General features: G+C 68.3%; 16 protein-coding genes and 2 tRNA genes. 8 read left to right on the top strand and 10 right to left on the bottom strand.

Going from position 1 to position 15,957, the window contains the following annotated elements:
• Nucleotides 1-212: 212 nt before the first annotated feature.
• From gyrA to VG899_08575, 5 genes are all read left to right on the top strand, one after another.
• Entirely contained in the window at nt 213-2,693 is a 2,481-nt protein-coding gene (gene gyrA, locus VG899_08595) for a DNA gyrase subunit A (protein ID HWA66410.1), read from the top strand.
• Nucleotides 2,690-3,253: a DUF3566 domain-containing protein gene (locus tag VG899_08590; GenBank protein ID HWA66409.1), complete on the top strand. Its 564-nt coding sequence runs from the start codon at nt 2,690-2,692 to the stop codon at nt 3,251-3,253. Before gyrA ends, VG899_08590 begins: the two co-directional genes overlap by 4 nt.
• A gap of 109 nt (nt 3,254-3,362) precedes the next feature.
• Nucleotides 3,363-3,439 (top strand) — tRNA-Ile (locus VG899_08585).
• A gap of 14 nt (nt 3,440-3,453) precedes the next feature.
• Nucleotides 3,454-3,526 (top strand) — tRNA-Ala (locus VG899_08580).
• 93 nt (nt 3,527-3,619) lie between these two features.
• A complete protein-coding gene (locus VG899_08575; GenBank protein ID HWA66408.1) occupies nt 3,620-3,925 on the top strand; it encodes a hypothetical protein in 306 nt (101 codons plus the stop codon).
• Between the two features lie 62 nt (nt 3,926-3,987).
• Here the strand turns inward: VG899_08575 and VG899_08570 are convergent, their stop codons facing one another.
• The 9 genes from VG899_08570 to VG899_08530 form a co-directional block, all read right to left on the bottom strand.
• Nucleotides 3,988-4,881 carry a type II secretion system F family protein gene (locus tag VG899_08570; GenBank protein HWA66407.1) on the bottom strand — a complete coding sequence of 298 codons (894 nt, stop codon included), beginning with the start codon at nt 4,879-4,881 and terminating at the stop codon, nt 3,988-3,990.
• 5 nt (nt 4,882-4,886) lie between these two features.
• A complete protein-coding gene (locus VG899_08565) occupies nt 4,887-5,840 on the bottom strand; it encodes a type II secretion system F family protein (GenBank protein HWA66406.1) in 954 nt (317 codons plus the stop codon).
• A complete protein-coding gene (locus VG899_08560) occupies nt 5,837-7,336 on the bottom strand; it encodes a CpaF family protein (GenBank protein HWA66405.1) in 1,500 nt (499 codons plus the stop codon). The genes VG899_08565 and VG899_08560 overlap by 4 nt, the downstream gene beginning before the upstream one ends.
• Nucleotides 7,333-9,141, bottom strand: coding sequence for an AAA family ATPase (locus tag VG899_08555; protein HWA66404.1), 1,809 nt, complete (start codon nt 9,139-9,141; stop codon nt 7,333-7,335). The genes VG899_08560 and VG899_08555 overlap by 4 nt, the downstream gene beginning before the upstream one ends.
• The gene (locus VG899_08550; GenBank protein ID HWA66403.1) at nt 9,138-9,872 is read right to left on the bottom strand and encodes an RcpC/CpaB family pilus assembly protein; all 735 of its coding nucleotides are present in this window, start codon (nt 9,870-9,872) and stop codon (nt 9,138-9,140) included. The genes VG899_08555 and VG899_08550 overlap by 4 nt, the downstream gene beginning before the upstream one ends.
• 5 nt (nt 9,873-9,877) lie before the next feature.
• Nucleotides 9,878-10,384: a hypothetical protein gene (locus VG899_08545; GenBank protein ID HWA66402.1), complete on the bottom strand. Its 507-nt coding sequence runs from the start codon at nt 10,382-10,384 to the stop codon at nt 9,878-9,880.
• Nucleotides 10,381-10,899 carry a TadE/TadG family type IV pilus assembly protein gene (locus VG899_08540; protein HWA66401.1) on the bottom strand — a complete coding sequence of 173 codons (519 nt, stop codon included), beginning with the start codon at nt 10,897-10,899 and terminating at the stop codon, nt 10,381-10,383. The genes VG899_08545 and VG899_08540 overlap by 4 nt, the downstream gene beginning before the upstream one ends.
• Entirely contained in the window at nt 10,899-12,026 is a 1,128-nt protein-coding gene (locus VG899_08535; GenBank protein ID HWA66400.1) for a hypothetical protein, read from the bottom strand. Before VG899_08535 ends, VG899_08540 begins: the two co-directional genes overlap by 1 nt.
• A gap of 88 nt (nt 12,027-12,114) precedes the next feature.
• Nucleotides 12,115-12,330, bottom strand: a complete 216-nt coding sequence (locus VG899_08530; GenBank protein HWA66399.1) for a Flp family type IVb pilin — start codon at nt 12,328-12,330, stop codon at nt 12,115-12,117.
• Nucleotides 12,331-12,704: 374 nt separating this feature from the next.
• On the opposite strand from VG899_08530, the gene VG899_08525 reads away from it, so the two are divergent.
• The 3 genes from VG899_08525 (at nt 12,705) to VG899_08515 (ending at nt 15,418) form a co-directional block, all read left to right on the top strand.
• Nucleotides 12,705-13,223: a peptidylprolyl isomerase gene (locus VG899_08525; GenBank protein HWA66398.1), complete on the top strand. Its 519-nt coding sequence runs from the start codon at nt 12,705-12,707 to the stop codon at nt 13,221-13,223.
• A gap of 107 nt (nt 13,224-13,330) precedes the next feature.
• Nucleotides 13,331-14,158 carry a rhomboid family intramembrane serine protease gene (locus VG899_08520; GenBank protein HWA66397.1) on the top strand — a complete coding sequence of 276 codons (828 nt, stop codon included), beginning with the start codon at nt 13,331-13,333 and terminating at the stop codon, nt 14,156-14,158.
• 117 nt (nt 14,159-14,275) lie between these two features.
• Nucleotides 14,276-15,418 (top strand): acetyl-CoA C-acyltransferase, encoded by a 1,143-nt coding sequence (locus VG899_08515; GenBank protein ID HWA66396.1) that lies wholly within the window; start codon nt 14,276-14,278, stop codon nt 15,416-15,418.
• Nucleotides 15,419-15,665: 247 nt separating this feature from the next.
• Here VG899_08515 and VG899_08510 read toward each other — a convergent pair whose 3' ends face one another.
• Nucleotides 15,666-15,908: an FmdB family zinc ribbon protein gene (locus tag VG899_08510; GenBank protein ID HWA66395.1), complete on the bottom strand. Its 243-nt coding sequence runs from the start codon at nt 15,906-15,908 to the stop codon at nt 15,666-15,668.
• Nucleotides 15,909-15,957 lie beyond the last annotated feature (49 nt).

Raw genomic sequence — 15,957 nt, 5'->3', positions numbered from 1 at the left:
AAGTCGGGCCGCGCCGCGAGTTCATCGAGACGCACGCCAAAGAGGTCAAGTTCCTCGATGTCTGATTTGGGAGCTGCAGACTGTCGTATCTCGGGGTCCTCGGTCGTTCGGATCGGGTCACGCGCTGGAGCGCGCTCCCCTCACCTCATTCCCCTGCGTCCCCCGACCTGCTCGGTTTTCGCACCCGAATTTTCTGAAGGGATGACTTTCTGATGGCGCTAGATGCCCTCACCGGCCGCATCGAGGAGCGCGAGCTCGAGAAGGAGATGCGCTCGTCCTATCTCGATTACGCGATGAGCGTGATCGTAGGACGCGCCCTGCCCGACGTCCGCGACGGGCTCAAGCCGGTGCACCGCCGGGTGCTCTACGCGATGTACGACGGTGGGTATCGGCCGGATCGCGGCTACTCCAAGTGCAGCCGCGTCGTCGGTGACGTGATGGGCCAGTACCACCCGCACGGCGACTCCGCGATCTACGACACCTTGGTCCGGCTCGCCCAGCCGTGGGCGATGCGGCTCCCGTTGGTCGACGGCCAGGGCAACTTCGGCTCGCCCGGCAACGACCCGCCGGCGGCCATGCGCTACACCGAGTCGCGGCTGGCTGCTGTCGCGATGGAGATGCTGCGCGACATCGACCAGGAAACGGTCGATTTCGGGCCGAACTACGACGGTCGCTCGCAGGAGCCCTCGGTTCTCCCCAGCCGTTTCCCCAACCTGTTGGTGAACGGCGCGGCCGGCATCGCGGTCGGCATGGCCACGAACATCCCGCCGCACAACCTCGTCGAGGTCGGCGCGGCGGTGCGATGGGCGCTGGAGAACCCGAACGCCACCGAGGACGAGTTGCTCGAAGCGTGCGTCGAGCGCGTGCACGGGCCGGACTTCCCGACCGGTGCGCTGATCGTCGGTCGCGACGGGATCGAGGCGGCGCTTCGAACCGGCCGCGGCTCGATCCGGATGCGCGCGGTGGTCGAGGTCGAGGAAGACTCGCGCGGCCGCCAGCAGCTGGTCATCACCGAGCTGCCCTACCAGGTCAACCCGGACGCACTCGCCGAGAAGATCGCCGACCTGGTGCGCGACGGCAAGATCGCCGGCATCGCCGACATCAAGGACGACTCGAGCCTTCGTACCGGCCAGCGGCTGGTCATCGTGCTCAAACGTGACGCGATCGCCAAGGTCGTCCTGAACAACCTCTACAAGCACACCCAGCTGCAGGACAGCTTCGGGGTCAACATGCTGGCGCTGGTCGACGGCGTACCCCGCACGCTGAACATCGCGCAGATGGTGCGCTACTACGTCGCCCACCAGATCGAGATCATCGTCCGGCGTACCCAGTTCCGGCTGCGCAAGGCGCAGGAGCGCGCTCACATCCTGATCGCGCTGCTCAAGGCGCAGGACCGCATCGACGAGGTCATCGCGCTGATCCGCGCGAGCGAGTCCGCGGAGGCGGCGCGGACCGGGTTGATGCAGTTGCTCGACATCGACGAGGTGCAGGCGACCGCCATCCTCGACATGCAGCTGCGTCGGCTGGCAGCGCTGGAGCGTCAGCGGCTGCAGGACGAGTACGACGAGCTCATGGCTGAGATCACCGACTACGAGGCGATCCTCGCCAGCGAAGATCGCCAGCGCTCGATCATCGGTGAGGAGCTCGGCGAGATCGTCGGCAAGTACGGCACCGACCGGGTCTCCCGCATCGTCGCCTACGAGGGCGACATGAGCCTCGAGGACCTGATCGCGCAAGAGGACGTGGTCGTCACGATCACGCGCGGCGGCTACGCGAAGCGCACCAAGACCGACCTCTACCGTGCACAACGGCGCGGGGGCAAGGGCGTGATGGGTGCTGCGCTGAAGACCGACGACATCGTCGAGCACTTCTTCGTCACCTCGACGCACAACTGGATCCTGTTCTTCACCAACAAGGGGCGGGTCTATCGGGCGAAGGCACACGAGCTGCCGGAGACCAATCGCGCGGCTCGGGGGCAGCACGTGGCGAACGTGCTCGCGTTCCAGCCGGACGAGCAGATCGCCTCGGTGATGGACATCAAGGACTACAACGTCGCGCCGTACCTCGTCCTTGCGACCAAGCGCGGACTGGTGAAGAAGACCAAGCTGTCCGACTTCGACTCCAACCGCAGCGGAGGCATCGTCGCGATCAACCTGCGGGAGGACGACGAGCTGATCGCCGCCCGCCTCGTGGCGCCGACCGACGACCTGCTGCTCGTCTCCCGCAACGCGCAGTCGATCCGGTTCCACGCCGACGACGAGATGCTGCGCCCGATGGGCCGCGCGACGTCCGGCGTGATCGGGATGCGCTTCTCCGAAGGCGACGAGCTGCTCGCGATGGAGGTGGCGACGGATGAGGAGCTCGACATCCTGATCGCGACCGACGGCGGCTTCGCGAAGCGCACGAAGGTGGGCGAGTACCCGGTCCAGGGCCGGGGCGGCAAGGGGGTCGTGACCGCCAAGATCGTGGCCAAGCGCGGTGCCCTCGTGGGAGCCTTGGCGGTGCGCCCGGACGAGGAGATCTTCGCGATCACCTCGGGCGGCGGAGTGATCCGGACCAGGGTCAAGGAGGTCCGCCGTGCCGGTAGGCAGACAATGGGCGTGCGGTTGATCAACCTTCCGGCCGAGCAGACTGTCGTCGCAGTCGCTCGTAACGCCGAGGCTGAAGAGGAAGAGGAGGGCGGCGAGTCGTGACGATCGGCTCGGGGGAGCCGCCCGTGTTTGGCGGCCCGCGGGCCGGCGAAGCGCCGTACGTCGCCGGCCGCGACGCGGGTCGGCTCGGCGGAGCGCCGTACGGCAGGGAGGCCCACACCTCGAGCGCAACCGTCATCCCCGGCGCCCCGATGACCACCCGGCCGCCGGTGACCGTGGCCAACGCGGCGCGCCGCCGCGGGCGCCGTGCCCGGCTGACCCTCAAGCGGATCGACCCGTGGTCGACGCTGAAGTTCTCGCTGGTCTACGGCCTCGTCGGCATGGTGGTGCTGCTGGTCGCGGTCATCGTCCTCTACGGGGTGGTCGACGCACTCGGCGTGATCAGCTCGCTGCGCAAGTTCCTCTCCGACGTCAGCGACAGCTCGAGCGGCCCGGGGATGGGCGCCTGGCTGAGCTTCGACCGGGTGGTGCTCGTTGCGCTGGTGGTCGGCCTGGTCAACGTGGTGCTGTTCACCGCGTTCGCGACGCTGACCGCGTTCATCTACAACGTCTGCACGGACATCGTCGGCGGTGTCGAGGTCACCCTCTCCGAGCGCGAGTAGCCGAGCGGATGACACGTAGCTGTCGCCATGGCTGTACGGATGGCACGTCGCTACTGCCATAGCGATACCAACGGCCCATTCGCTCCGGTACGCTCGTCTGCCGCACCACGGGCCTGTAGCTCAGGCGGTTAGAGCGCTTCCCTGATAAGGAAGAGGTCGGAGGTTCAAGTCCTCCCAGGCCCACCAGCGCAGCCCCGTCAGGGGACGTAGCTCAATTGGCAGAGCACCGCCTTTGCAAGGCGGGGGTTAGGGGTTCGATTCCCCTCGTCTCCACGGATTGTTCAACGCCTGGCGCTTGTGGCGAGAGCTCCGGCGCAGTTGGATGAGCCCCTCAACGCACTTGCCGATGCAAGGGGGGCAGCACGCATGAGCTTTCTGATCACGTTGAAGGTCAAGGGCGACACGGCGGTCTTCACCAAGGCGCTGGAGGAGCGAGCCGCCGAGTTCGAGGCGGTCGTCGCCAAGTCCAAGGCTGCCGGTGCGATCCACCATCGCTTCGGGCTCGGCGACGGTTATGTCCACGTCATCGACGAGTGGGAGACCGTCGAGGGCTTCCAGGCGTTCTTCGGGGAGCCGTCGATGCAGGAGTTCCTCGCCACGATCGGCGCCGACACCTCATCGGAGCCGGAGATCACGGTCAGCGAGGCGCTCACCACCGTCGACGAGTTCTGAGCAACGTACGAGGCGCCCTCACCGGCCGGTCGGTGCGGGCGCCTCGTCCTTGCGGATGGTCGCTAGTTCAGGTGCAGGATCGTGTGCGCGATCCGGATCGCACCCGGGCCGATCGTCACGACGAACATCGCCGGGAAGATCGTGAAGATCACCGGGAACAGGATCTGCACCGGAGTCTTCGCGGCCTGCTCGCGAGCGTTCTGCCGGCGTACCAGCCGGACCTGAGCGGCCTGCACCCGTAGCACCTCGCCGACCGCCATGCCGAGCTCCTCGGCCTGCAGCAGCGCCACGATGAACGCGGAGAGCTCGCGGACGTCGGTGCGGTTACGCAGGAACTCCAGCGCGGTACGCCGGTTCACGCCGAGGTCGATCTCGCGAATCATCCGGGTGAGCTCCTCACCCAGCGGGCCGTCGAGCCGCTCGGTCACGAGCGCGAGCGCCTGCTCGAGACCGAGACCGGCCTCCACGGTGATCGCCAGCAGGTCGAGCGCGTCCGGCAGCGACCGGGCGATCGCCTGCTGCCGCTCCTTGGCCCGCCCGTCCAACCACACGTCGGGCACGAACGACGCGAGTACGCCGATCACGATGCCGGCGAGGCTGCCGGGGATCTGGTGCGGGTGGATGAACAGCCCGAACAGCAGGCCGGCGAGGGCCGCGATCGCCTTGTACGTGAGCATCTGCTCGAGGGTGAGCTTGCTCTCCATGCCGGCGAAGACGATCCGGCGGCGGGTGAGCTCGAGCCGCGCGGCCGGCGAGACCCGCTGGACCAGTCGCGCCCCGGCCTCGCCGAGCGGCTCGAGGAACCGGTAGACCACCCCCGCGTCGGGTCGCGGCGCGCTGTCCAGCGCGGTCATCGCAGCCTGCGCGTGCGACGCGAGAGCTGCGCGGCTGGCGTACATGCCCGCTCCGGCAACACCGAGACCGGCGGCGACGAAGATGACGGCAAGCAGAACCATGGTTGTCAGACCTCCACGCGGACGATGCGCCGCATCCAGAAGAAACCGATGATCATGAGGACGCCCGCGACCGAGATCATGACCAGCCCGATCGCCTCGTGGAACAGCGGCTGCAGGTAGCTCGGGTTGACGATCAGCATCACCAGGGCGATGAAGAACGGCAGGGCACCGAGGATCGCTCCGGAGAGCCGTCCCTCGACGGTCAGCGTCGCGACCTCACGCTTGACCTCGCCGCGGCTGCGCATCGTGCGCGCGACGATCCGCAGGATGTCCGCGAGCCGACCACCGGTGCGCTGCTGCACGGTGATCGCCTGGACCGTCCAGTCCACGTCGCGGGAACCGAGCCGCTCGCTCATCACCGACAGCGCGTCGGAGAGGTCGCTGCCCATGCGGGTCGCGACCAGCACCCGGCCGAACTCGCCGGCGATCGGCTCGTCGGCCTCCTCGACGACCAGCTCGAGCGCGCGGACCACGCTGGCGCCCGACTCCAAGCTCGCCGCGATGAGCTCGAGCACCTCGGGGAACTGCTCTTCGAACTCCTTCTTGCGCTTGTCGACGGAGTGCACCAGCAGCAGGTAGGGCACCGCCGCGACGACGACGAGCAGGATCAGGGCGAGCACCGGTCCGGCGATGAACCAGCCGATGAGTGCGGCGAACGCCGCAACGGCGGCGGAGGTGACCGCGAACTCGCCTGCGGTCAGTGACCAGTCGCTGCGGTCGAGGAGCTGGCGCACTCGATCCAGGAAGTCGACGTCGGCGAGCGCCTTCTCGGCCGCGATGCCGCTTCGCGCCAGCAGCGCGCTGGTGCGCTGCGCGTCCTCCGGCCGAGCCGGCGAGATCGCCTGCAGGTCCAGCGCGGCGCGCAGGTCGGTGAGGCGGCGACGGTTGCTCGCGACCCGGGCGGTGACCGCCAGAATGATGCCGCCTCCCACGAGGACGGCGGCGAGGAACTCGATCATCGGGCTGCCCTCCGGCCTGCCGGTGCCGCAGTCGCGACCGCGGTACGGCGGAAGATCGTCAACGGGACGTCGATGGAACGCTCGGCAAGCTTGTCCGCGGACCGCGGCCGCAGCCCGGTGGAACGCAGCGGACCGGAATGGCTGCGGTCGAAGATGTCCTGCAGCGTGATCGTGTCGCCCTCACGGCCCTGCACCTCCGTGATGTGGGAGACGACGCGGGCACCGTCGGTGCGGCGGCCCAACTGCACGATGAGGTCGATCGAGCTGGCGATCTGCTCGCGAATCGCGCGCAGCGGCAGGTCGACGCCACTCATCAGGACCATGGTTTCGAGCCGCAGCAGCGCGTCACGCGGGCTGTTGGCGTGAATCGTCGTCAGCGACCCTTCGTGACCGGTGTTCATGGCCTGCAACATGTCGATCGCTTCGCCGCCCCGGACCTCACCGACGACGATGCGGTCGGGCCGCATGCGCAGCGAGTTGCGGACCAGGTCGCGGATCGTGATCCGGCCGGCGCCTTCGGTGTTGGCCGGACGTGACTCGAGGCCGACGACGTGCGGCTGGCTGAGCCGAAGCTCCGCGGCGTCCTCGATGGTGACGATGCGCTCGTCTGCGGGGATGAACGACGACAACACGTTCAGCAGCGTGGTCTTACCGGTGGAGGTACCGCCGGAGACCAGGACGTTGAGCTTGCCGCGCACCGCGGCCTCGAGGAACACCGACGCGTCGGTGCTCAGCGACTCGTGGCCGATGAGGTCGGCCACCGTCATCGTGCGCTCGGGGAAGCGACGGACCGTGAGGATCGTGCCGCCGGTGGACAGCGGCGGGATGATCACGTTGATCCGGCTGCCGTCGTTGAGGCGGCCGTCAGCCATCGGGCTGGCCTCGTCGACCCGGCGGCCGACCACCGCGAGCATCCGGTCGGCGACCTGGCGCAGCGCCGCCTCGGAGCGGAATCGGACGTCGCTGAGCGAGATCTTGCCGGCCCGCTCGACGTAGACCGTGTGCGGTCCGTTGCACATGACCTCGGTGATGTCCGGGTCGGCCATCAGCGGGGTGAGGGCGCCCCAGCCGAGCATGTCGGCCAGCGTCGCGTCGATGAACTCCTCGCGCTCGGCGGGCGACACGCTCGTCGCGGACGTGCGCAGGACCCGCTCGAGCTGCTTGGCGATCGAGGCGCGGATCTGCCGCTCGTCGACGTCGGCTTCGGCCAGCGCCGCCCCGAAGTCGGCGACGACCGCTGCGCGGACCTTGCCGCGGAGGTCGTCGAGGGCGTCGAACTCCACGTGCTGGTCACGCACCGCGGTGACCGAGGCCACCGCACGCGAGTCGCCGGGGCCGGTCGCCGTGGTCCGGCGTACCCGTTCGGCCGCGGCACCGGTTCGCGCGCCCGGTCCGCTGGCCGGGCCCCGCGCCGCGCGCCGCTCCTGCAGCGTGCCGGCGAGGCCCGGGGTCGGGCGAGCCGGCGCCGCGTCGTCGTTCCTGTTGGGGAGCTTCACGACTTACCTCCAAAGAGTGCTCGCCACAGGCGACGCAAGGTTGACTGGTCGTTGTCGATGGTGGCCGCGCCGGCAAGCGAGGCCGAGGTGGGGTGCAGCGCCAGATCCGCCGCGATCGCCATCGCCGCCGGCGTGATCGCGCGGGCGATCTTCGATCGCGGCTCGTGGACCGGAGCGGTCGTGCCGCGGTTGACGGCACGGCTCACCGCGCGGTCGGCGGGCAGCAAGGTCTTGAACCTGCCGCCGAACGCGTCGTTCGCCTGCGCGACCGTGACCCCGACGTCCGGCTCGACCTTGTTGAGGACCAGCCGGAGCCGAGTGTCCTCGAGACCGAGCCGGTTGAGCACGTCGATGAACGTCGTGAGGTTACGCAGCGACGGCACGTCGGGCGTCGCGAGCACCTCGATGATGTCCGAGCGGTCGAGCGCCGCGATCACCACGTCGTTGAGCGACGGCGGGGTGTCGACCAGGACGATGTCGTAGAAGTCGACGACGCTGTCGAGCACGACACCGGCATCGCGCGCACCGACGTAGTCCGCGAGGACGGGGTCCCGCGGTGCAGTCAGTACGTCGAAGCCGAGCTCGTGGTGGCAGACCAGGTCGGGCAGGTGCTCGACGAACGCGTCCGCCTCGAGCTGCTCGCCGTTGGTCTTGTAGAGCCCGTCGTAAATGCTGTACGGGTGGTGGATCTGCAGGGCTGCCGCGACCTCGCCGAACTGCAGGTCGAGGTCGACCAGCAGCACCTTCCACCCCATCGCGGCGAACACGGTGGCGATGGAGGTCGCGAAGAACGTCTTGCCGCAGCCGCCGGTCGCCGAGGCGATCGTGACCACCCGGGCGTCATAGCGGACGGGCTCGTCTTCGGGCTCGTTCGCCGGCGGGTCGCCGAAGTCGTAGTGCGCCTCGTTGACCGTCGGAGCGAGCTCGGGTGCCGGCTCCTGCTCGTACGCCGCGTCGTCGTCGAAGTACTCGGCGTCGTCGGCCTCGTCGTAGGCCACAGCGTCGTAGCTGTCCTCGACCTCGTGCAGGTCGTCGTGGGCGACCACCGGCTGCGCCGGAACCTTGATGACGTCCGGCTCGGCGACGACGACCGGCGCGTAGCCGTTCGGGGAGTGAGCCGCGCCCGTGACCTCGGCGATGACGCCGCGGATCACCCCGGAGAACCGGCCGGCCGCGGTCGTCACGTCGTCGTTGATCGCGGTGACGGTGTGGACCGGCGCCGGGTCTGACGTCGCGGCCGCGTCGAGGTCCAGGACCTCGTCGTCGACGTCCGCAGCCACCTCGTCGAGGCCGCCGACCCGGACGTAGTCGGTGTCGGCCGGGTAGGCCGCCACGTCGTACTCCCCGTAGGAGGCGAACTCGTCCTCCTCGGACGCGTCGTCCTCGACCTGCTCCTCGTGCACCGCGGCCTGGTGGCGTTCGGCGGCGTCGAGCAGATCCCACAGCGCCGCGTCCGCGCGGTTCAGCGCGTTGCGGAGCTTGGTCACGGTGAGCGGCCCACGAACCGCGTCGGCGATCCCGCCGCTGGCGAGCGTCGACTTGTCCATCGCCGACCCGTTGAGGTGGGCGATTGCGACCGAGACCGGGTGCTCGCTGCGCCAACGGGCGATGCGGCGCAGCCCCGCGTGCGTCAGCTCCTTGGATCCGACGAGCAGGACGTCGACGTCGACCTCACACTCCTCGAGATCACCGGGACGGACGACATCGAGCTCGTCGAACCGTTCGGCGTCGATTCGCGCGAGGGCGTCCTGGACCACACCGGTGCGGTCCAGCGTCCCGATCGAGCGGATGACGCTGAGGGTCATCGGTCGCTCGCCAGAACCGTGCCGGAGTCGTCGGTGGTCGCGGTCTTGTCGTGCGTGCCGGTCGTGTAGGCCAGGTAGATCGTGCCGGCGCTGACCGCGTTGACGACCTTCTGCGCGTCGCGCGGGCTCAGGTCGAGCAGGACGACGACGGAGCCGGTGGGGGTGGCGCTCTCGTCGTCGTTGTTGTTCGAGTCCGTCGACGGGTCAGCGACCGTGACCGACAGCACCTTCACGCCGCTGACGAACAGCTTCGTCGCCTGGTTGCCCGTGCTGCTGTACGTCGCGAAGACGTCCACCAGCTGGCCGGGCTGAAGGTAGCGGGCCACACCCGAGGAGATCGGGGTCTCGACCGACAGCGCGACGTTGCCCTTGCTCGGCGCGAGGTGGCTCGCGTCGGCGGCGTTGGCGAAGTCGTTGTAGGACAGCTGCCCGCCTTCGGGCACCTCGCCGACCAGCACCGCGTTCTGCGCGCCGCTCGCCGTCAGCGAGCTCGTGGCAGCGATCGCGTTCTTCACGACGTAGGCGTCGGGGATCTGCGCGACGTGGACGTGGCTGACCACGTCGCCGGCAGTCATGCCGGTGCCGAGGGCCTCGTCGGCGACCAGCACCGAGACGGTGTGTTTGCCGTCGGAGATCTTGTTGTCGACGTTATGGCCGTAGAAGAAGACCAGGCCGGCGCCGATCAGGGCGACGACGACGCCGACGACGATGGTGACGTTGAGCTTGCGCATTTCTGTTACTCCTCACGCCCGGAGGCGGCCGCTGAGACGGTGACGCTCGATGAATGGGTGATGCCGGCAATGCTCAGCAGGTCGCCGAGCGGACCGAGACTTACGGTCTTGCTGACCGTGACGGTCACGGTCTGGCCCGAGTCCGCGTTCAGCGGACAGGTCGGGATGGTGATCGTGTAGGCGGACGATGGGCTGTCGCCTACGGCTCGGTAGAACTCGTTCGTGACCTGGGTGCAACTCGGCCGGCGGCTGTCCGTGGGGTTGTCCACGGTGCCGTCCGGGTCGTACTCAGGGCTGTCGGGCGCCGCCGTCGCGTAACGGATGACGTCAGACATCGCGCGGTCGAGCTGCATCTTCTGCAGCAAGGCCTCGCCCAGCGGCCACACCAATGCCACGACGGACATCAGCAGGCCGAAGATCAGCGCGAACTCGAGCGCGGCAACGCCGGCGTCCCGGTTCGTGGTGCGGTGCGCGTCCCGCCGCGACCGCTTGCCGGCGTAGTGGCGGATCACTGTCGACGCTCCGACGCGGAGCGGGTCATCGTGTCGATCGAGGACAGCCCCGGAATCACCGAGCCGAGCTGGTCGAGCAGGGGCAGCTTGTAGGTGACCGTCACGGTGACGAAGTCGCCCTGCTCCGGGTTGCCGGTGGACGGCTGCGAAGAGGTGGTCACGCTCGTCGGGTTGGGCATCAGCGACCCGGCCGCCGAGTTGGCGTCGGCCGCCACCATGCCGCTGTGCTCGTCCGGGTAGTCGGAGTTGCCGGCGATGGGGATCGAGACCTCGCGAGCGACGGTGCGTGCGACGTGGTCGGCGATCGCCCCGTAGAAGAAGTACATCGCGCCGTACAGCGCGAAGAACATCACGGCGACGACGACCGGCAGCACGATCGCGAACTCGAGGGCGGTGGCGCCGTCATCGCGCTTCGCCGCGGCGCGCAGTCGCTTGACCAGCGGCTGGTTGTGAACCGTGGTGCTCCTGGTCAGCGGGATGTCCGGGAGCACCACGGCGTCTGTGGGCCGGCGCATCACGAGTTCCTCAACGAGGCTCGGAAGACGCCGGGCGCGTCGAGCAGGCAACCGAGGTTGGTAGCTGTCGCGACGACCGCGTTCAACGGGTTGGTGGCGTTCGGGATGCACACCTGGACGAAGTCGAGGAACGGGATGTTCGTGCCTTCGACGAGTGCGAGCACCGGAGTGTTGCTCTCCGCCGCTTGCGTCAACAGGTTGGTGAGGTCGGGGCCGCTGCTCGGCGGATCGAGCAGGTCCTCGAGGTCGCCCTGCACGTTCTGCAGCGCGCTGACGCAGTTGTTGAGGCCGGGCGCCAGCGTGCGCAGCAGGATGTTGCTGGACAAGGTGCTGAGCAGCGACTCGAGGTTGGTCAGCGTCTGGAAGACGGTCTGCGTCAGCGGCTGCAACGCGGTGTTGGCGTTGATGGTGAGGTTCGATCCGCCGGTCGGGAGGTTCACCACCGGGATCACGAGGATGTTCTTGAAGCGGCGTCGCGCGATCGACTTCGTGGTCTGGTCGCTCCCGCTGGAGCCGAAGATCGAGTCGAACGGCGCGTCGACGTGCCACTTCATGTCCACCTCGACGCCCGGGTCGAGCAGAGCCGGCAGCAGCGAGCCGAGGGTCGAGTCCAGTCCGTCGAGGCCGAGTGAGCCGAGCAGGCCGTTGAGCAGGCCGATCAGGCCACCGGTGAGGTTGTCGGGCGAGAGTCCGGCGACGCAGCTGGTCAGCTGGCTGATCACGCTGTCGTTCGGCAGGTACTTCGCGTTGCAGGTGGTTCCGGAGGCGTAGGCGTGACCGAGGTTGTCGGTGTTGCCGGCGTCGGCGGTTGCGACCTTGCAGGCCTGGACGAGGGGATCGGGAGCGTTCGGGTCGTTGAGGCCGAGCGCGTTCAGCGTCGTCGCGAGCCCGTTGCCCGTGATCTGGTTGACGTAGTCGGTGACGAACGTCGTGTCGCCCAGCGGAATCTGAGCCGCGCCCGCGAGGGCGCCGCCGTCACCGGCTCGCTGGAGCTCGGTCGCGGTCGAGGACCGGACGTAGCTGCCGGTCCCGAGAGCCAGCGCCGGGAGCATGGCGAAGGCGAGGACGATCGCGGTCAACACGGCGACGGCGCCGTGATCCCGCCTCTCCCGCTGAGTCGCTCGCACGATGTGGCCTTTCCCGAGGCGGTGGTACGCGGCTGCGACCGAAGCCGGCCGCGCACCACCGCGATGGACTTGCTGGGGGGTGTGGCGGTTAGCCGACCTGACCCTGGCTGTTGCAGTTCTGGGCGTTGTTGATGCAGGTGTTCACGCCGTTGAACTTGGTGTTCAACGACTGACCGAGGACGTAGACAATCCCCGCGATAGCGGCGGCGATCAGCGCGACCATGAGGCCGTACTCGACGGCGGTCGCCCCGCGGTCGTCATTGCCGCTGAACGTGCCCCGAAGGCGCGCGATCGCTGCGTACATGTGGTGCATGGGACTTCCCTTCGCGTGAGTCGACTCCGTGGATCCGGCGTCCTTCAAAGGATCGACAAACGCAATGCGCGCGCGCATGACGAGTCGGGATGGTTTGCGGTGGTCCTTTTTGACTAGCCCGCAGTCCGATTCGCGAGAGTTCTCCCACCACGTGTCCGGACATGCCGCGTACGCGTGAAATGACCGATCGCACCGGCAATGACGCGACAAGGACGTGTGCGCAGAGCAATGGCAAGTAGTCACAAATGACTACGCCTCAGAGCGGACCGGATCGCCCGCTCTCGGCAGATCAACACCTCGTGCAAGGATGGCGTTATCCGCAAATCGCGGCGTCACCATCGGATCGAGGAACTGTGGCCGAGGACATCTACGCAACGATTTCGACCACGCTCGGTGACGTCCGAGTTCAACTTTTTCCGAATCACGCGCCGAAGACGGTCGCGAACTTCGTCGAGCTCGCTGAAGGCACCCGGGAATGGGTCGACCCGAGCACCGGAGAGCGATCGAAGAAGCCGCTCTATGACGGCACGATCTTCCATCGCGTGATCAGCGGCTTCATGATCCAGGGCGGCGACCCGCTCGGCACCGGTACCGGGGGCCCGGGCTACCGCTTCAACGACGAGATCCACCCTGAGCTCGCCTTCACCAGGCCCTACCTGCTCGCGATGGCCAACGCCGGACCCGGCACGAACGGCTCCCAGTTCTTCATCACCGTCGACGCCACCGGCTGGCTGACCGGCAAGCACACGATCTTCGGTGAGGTGGCCGACCAGGCCAGTCGCGACGTCGTCGACCGGATCGCGACGACGCCGACCGGTGCGATGGACCGCCCGACGACGGACGTCGTCGTCGAGAAGGTGACCGTCGAGCGGGTGGCCAGCTGAGCGAGTCCGGTCAAGCGGCACCGCCGTTCGCGCACTGCTACCGCCATCCGGAGGAGATCACCGCGATCCGGTGCAACCGCTGCGACCGCCCGATCTGCACCGACTGCATGATCCCGGCCTCGGTCGGCTTCCACTGCCCGGAATGTGTCGCCCAGGGCCGGCGTACCACCAGGAGTGCGCGCACCGTCTACGGCGGCCGGGTGTACTCGGGTTCCCCGCCGGCGCTCGTCACCCGCATCCTGATCGCGCTGAACGTCGCGGTGTTCATTGCCACGACGGCGAGCGGGGCCAACCCGATCACCGGTGACACCGGAAGTTCGACGATCTACGACCGGTTCGCGCTCGTCCCGATCCAGGTCGCGCACGGCCAGTGGTATCGGCTGATCACCGCGGCGTTCCTGCACTACGGGATCCTGCACATCGGGTTCAACATGTTCGCGTTGTGGATGGTCGGCCCGCAGCTCGAGGCGGTCCTCGGCCGGCTGCGCTACGCGGGGCTCTACGTGCTGGCGGGCATCGGCGGCAGCATCCTGTCGCTCGCGTTCGGCCCGTTCAACGAGCAGGCGGCGGGCGCCTCCGGGGCGATCTTCGGGTTGTTCGCGGCGCTCTACGTCGTCGCCCGTCACCTCAACCTGCAGACCGGCTCGATCGCCGCCACGATCGTGTTCAACCTGATCTTCACCTTCTCGGTGTCGAACATCGACTGGCGTGGCCACGTCGGTGGGTTGATCATCGGCGCGGTGATCGCCGCGATCTACGCCTACGCGCCCAAGGGTCCGGCGCGGGACCGGATCCAGGCGGCCGGAGTCGGGGTCGTCGCCGCCGTGCTCGCGGTGACCGGGTTCTTCGCGGCGCGCCACACCTACGACAAGTGCCCGGACATCGTGACCGCGCAGGGTGAGCAGTTCTGCGTCGTCCAGCAGCCAGGCGTGTGAGCGCAGCGCTCCAGCGTCGGGAACATCACAGAACGACGTTCGGTTGTAGGTCTTAGGATCACCCGCAGGAGCCGGGACTAGCCCGGACTCAACCGGCATCCCGCCAGGAGGCGCAGCATGCGTGACGCGGTCATCGTCGAAGCGGTCCGGACCCCGGTGGGTCGCCGTAACGGCGCGTACAAGGACGTCCACCCGGTCGATCTGTCGGCCCACATCCTCGAGTCGCTCCAGGAGCGCACCGGCATCGACCGGGCCGTCGTCGACGACGTCATCTGGGGCTGCGTGAGCCAGGTGGGCGAGCAGACGATGAACGTCGGCCGCAACGCGGTCCTCGCCGCGGGCTGGCCGGAGTCGGTCCCCGGCACGACCGTCGACCGCCAGTGCGGTTCGAGTCAGCAGGCGGTGCACTTCGCTGCCGCCGGGGTGTTGTCGGGCCAGTACGACGTCGCCGTCGCGGGCGGGGTCGAGGTCATGACCCGGGTCCCGATGGGGTCCTCGGTCGGTGCCGACGTCGGCTTCCCGATGGGGCCGAAGTTCTTCGCCCGCTACGAAGGACAGCAGATCAACCAGGGCCTGGGCGCTGAGATGATCGCCGAGCGCTGGGGCTTTTCGCGCCAGCAGGTCGACGAGTTCTCGGTCGGCTCGCACGAGAAGGCTGCCGCGGCGGTCGCGTCCGGGGCGTTCGCCAAGCAGTACGCCGTGGTGCCCGGCACCGGGCTCGAAGCCGACGAGGGCATCCGCCCGGAGAGCACCGTCGAGAAGCTGGCCGGCCTCAAGACGGCCTTCCGCGAGGACGGCGTCATCACCGCCGGCAACTCCTCGCAGATCTCCGACGGTTCCGGCGCCCTGCTGATCACGACCAGCGAGAAGGCCGCCGAGCTCGGCCTCAAGCCGCTGGTCCGCCTTCACACGTTCGCCCTCGCGGGCGACGACCCGGTCATCATGCTGACCGCGCCGATCCCGGCCACCGCCAAGGCGCTGTCGCGCTCGGGGCTGAAGATCGACGACATCGGCGCGTTCGAGATCAACGAGGCCTTCGCGCCGGTCCCGATGGCGTGGCTGAAGGAGACCGGCGCCAACGAGAAGTCGCTCAACCCGCTCGGCGGGGCGATCGCGATCGGTCACCCGCTCGGTGGCTCCGGGGCGGTCCTTATGACGCGGCTGGTCCACCACATGGTCGACAACGGCATCAAGTACGGCCTGCAGAGCATGTGCGAAGGCGGCGGCATGGCCAACGCCACGATCCTCGAACTGCTCTAACCGGTTCTGTCTGACGCGGCGGGCGACATCCCTCCGCGGCTAGGGCTCGTTCGCCGCGCTTCGCGCGTGCTCGTCGCCCACGCCGCTGCGGGCTGTCGCCCGCCGCGTCTCGGACAGCACCCGCAGCCGCTGCGGTCTCTTCGTCGTACCTAAGAACACACAAATGTTGCGGATGGGCGTTCTCGCAAGGGTCTTAGCTGGTGAGAACGTCGCTCCTGCCACGTTTGTGTTTTCTTGCGGACCGGATTCAGCCGTCGCTGATTTCCTCGGCCTTGCTTCGGATCGCTTTGAAGTCCTTGCCCTTGGTGTCGCTGACGAGGGAGTCGGTCGCGGTGAAGCCCCAGCCTTCGTACTTCACCGCGATCCGCGCGAACCGGTGCTTGGCCGTGCCGCCGCACTCCGGACAGTCCCGGTCGCCGGTCTCGCCGAGGCCGAGCAGCGCTTCGTGCTCGGCGTCACACGCCGTACATCGGAACAGGTAGAGCGGCATGACTACGCCGCTGTGGGGCACAACCCAGTCGTCCACATTGTGGATGGGG

The organism is Mycobacteriales bacterium (assembly GCA_035550055.1).
GTDB lineage: Bacteria > Actinomycetota > Actinomycetes > JAFAQI01 > JAFAQI01 > DASZTV01.
Note: the sequence above shows the minus strand (reverse complement) of the source record. Positions and strands in the feature narration are given on the sequence as shown.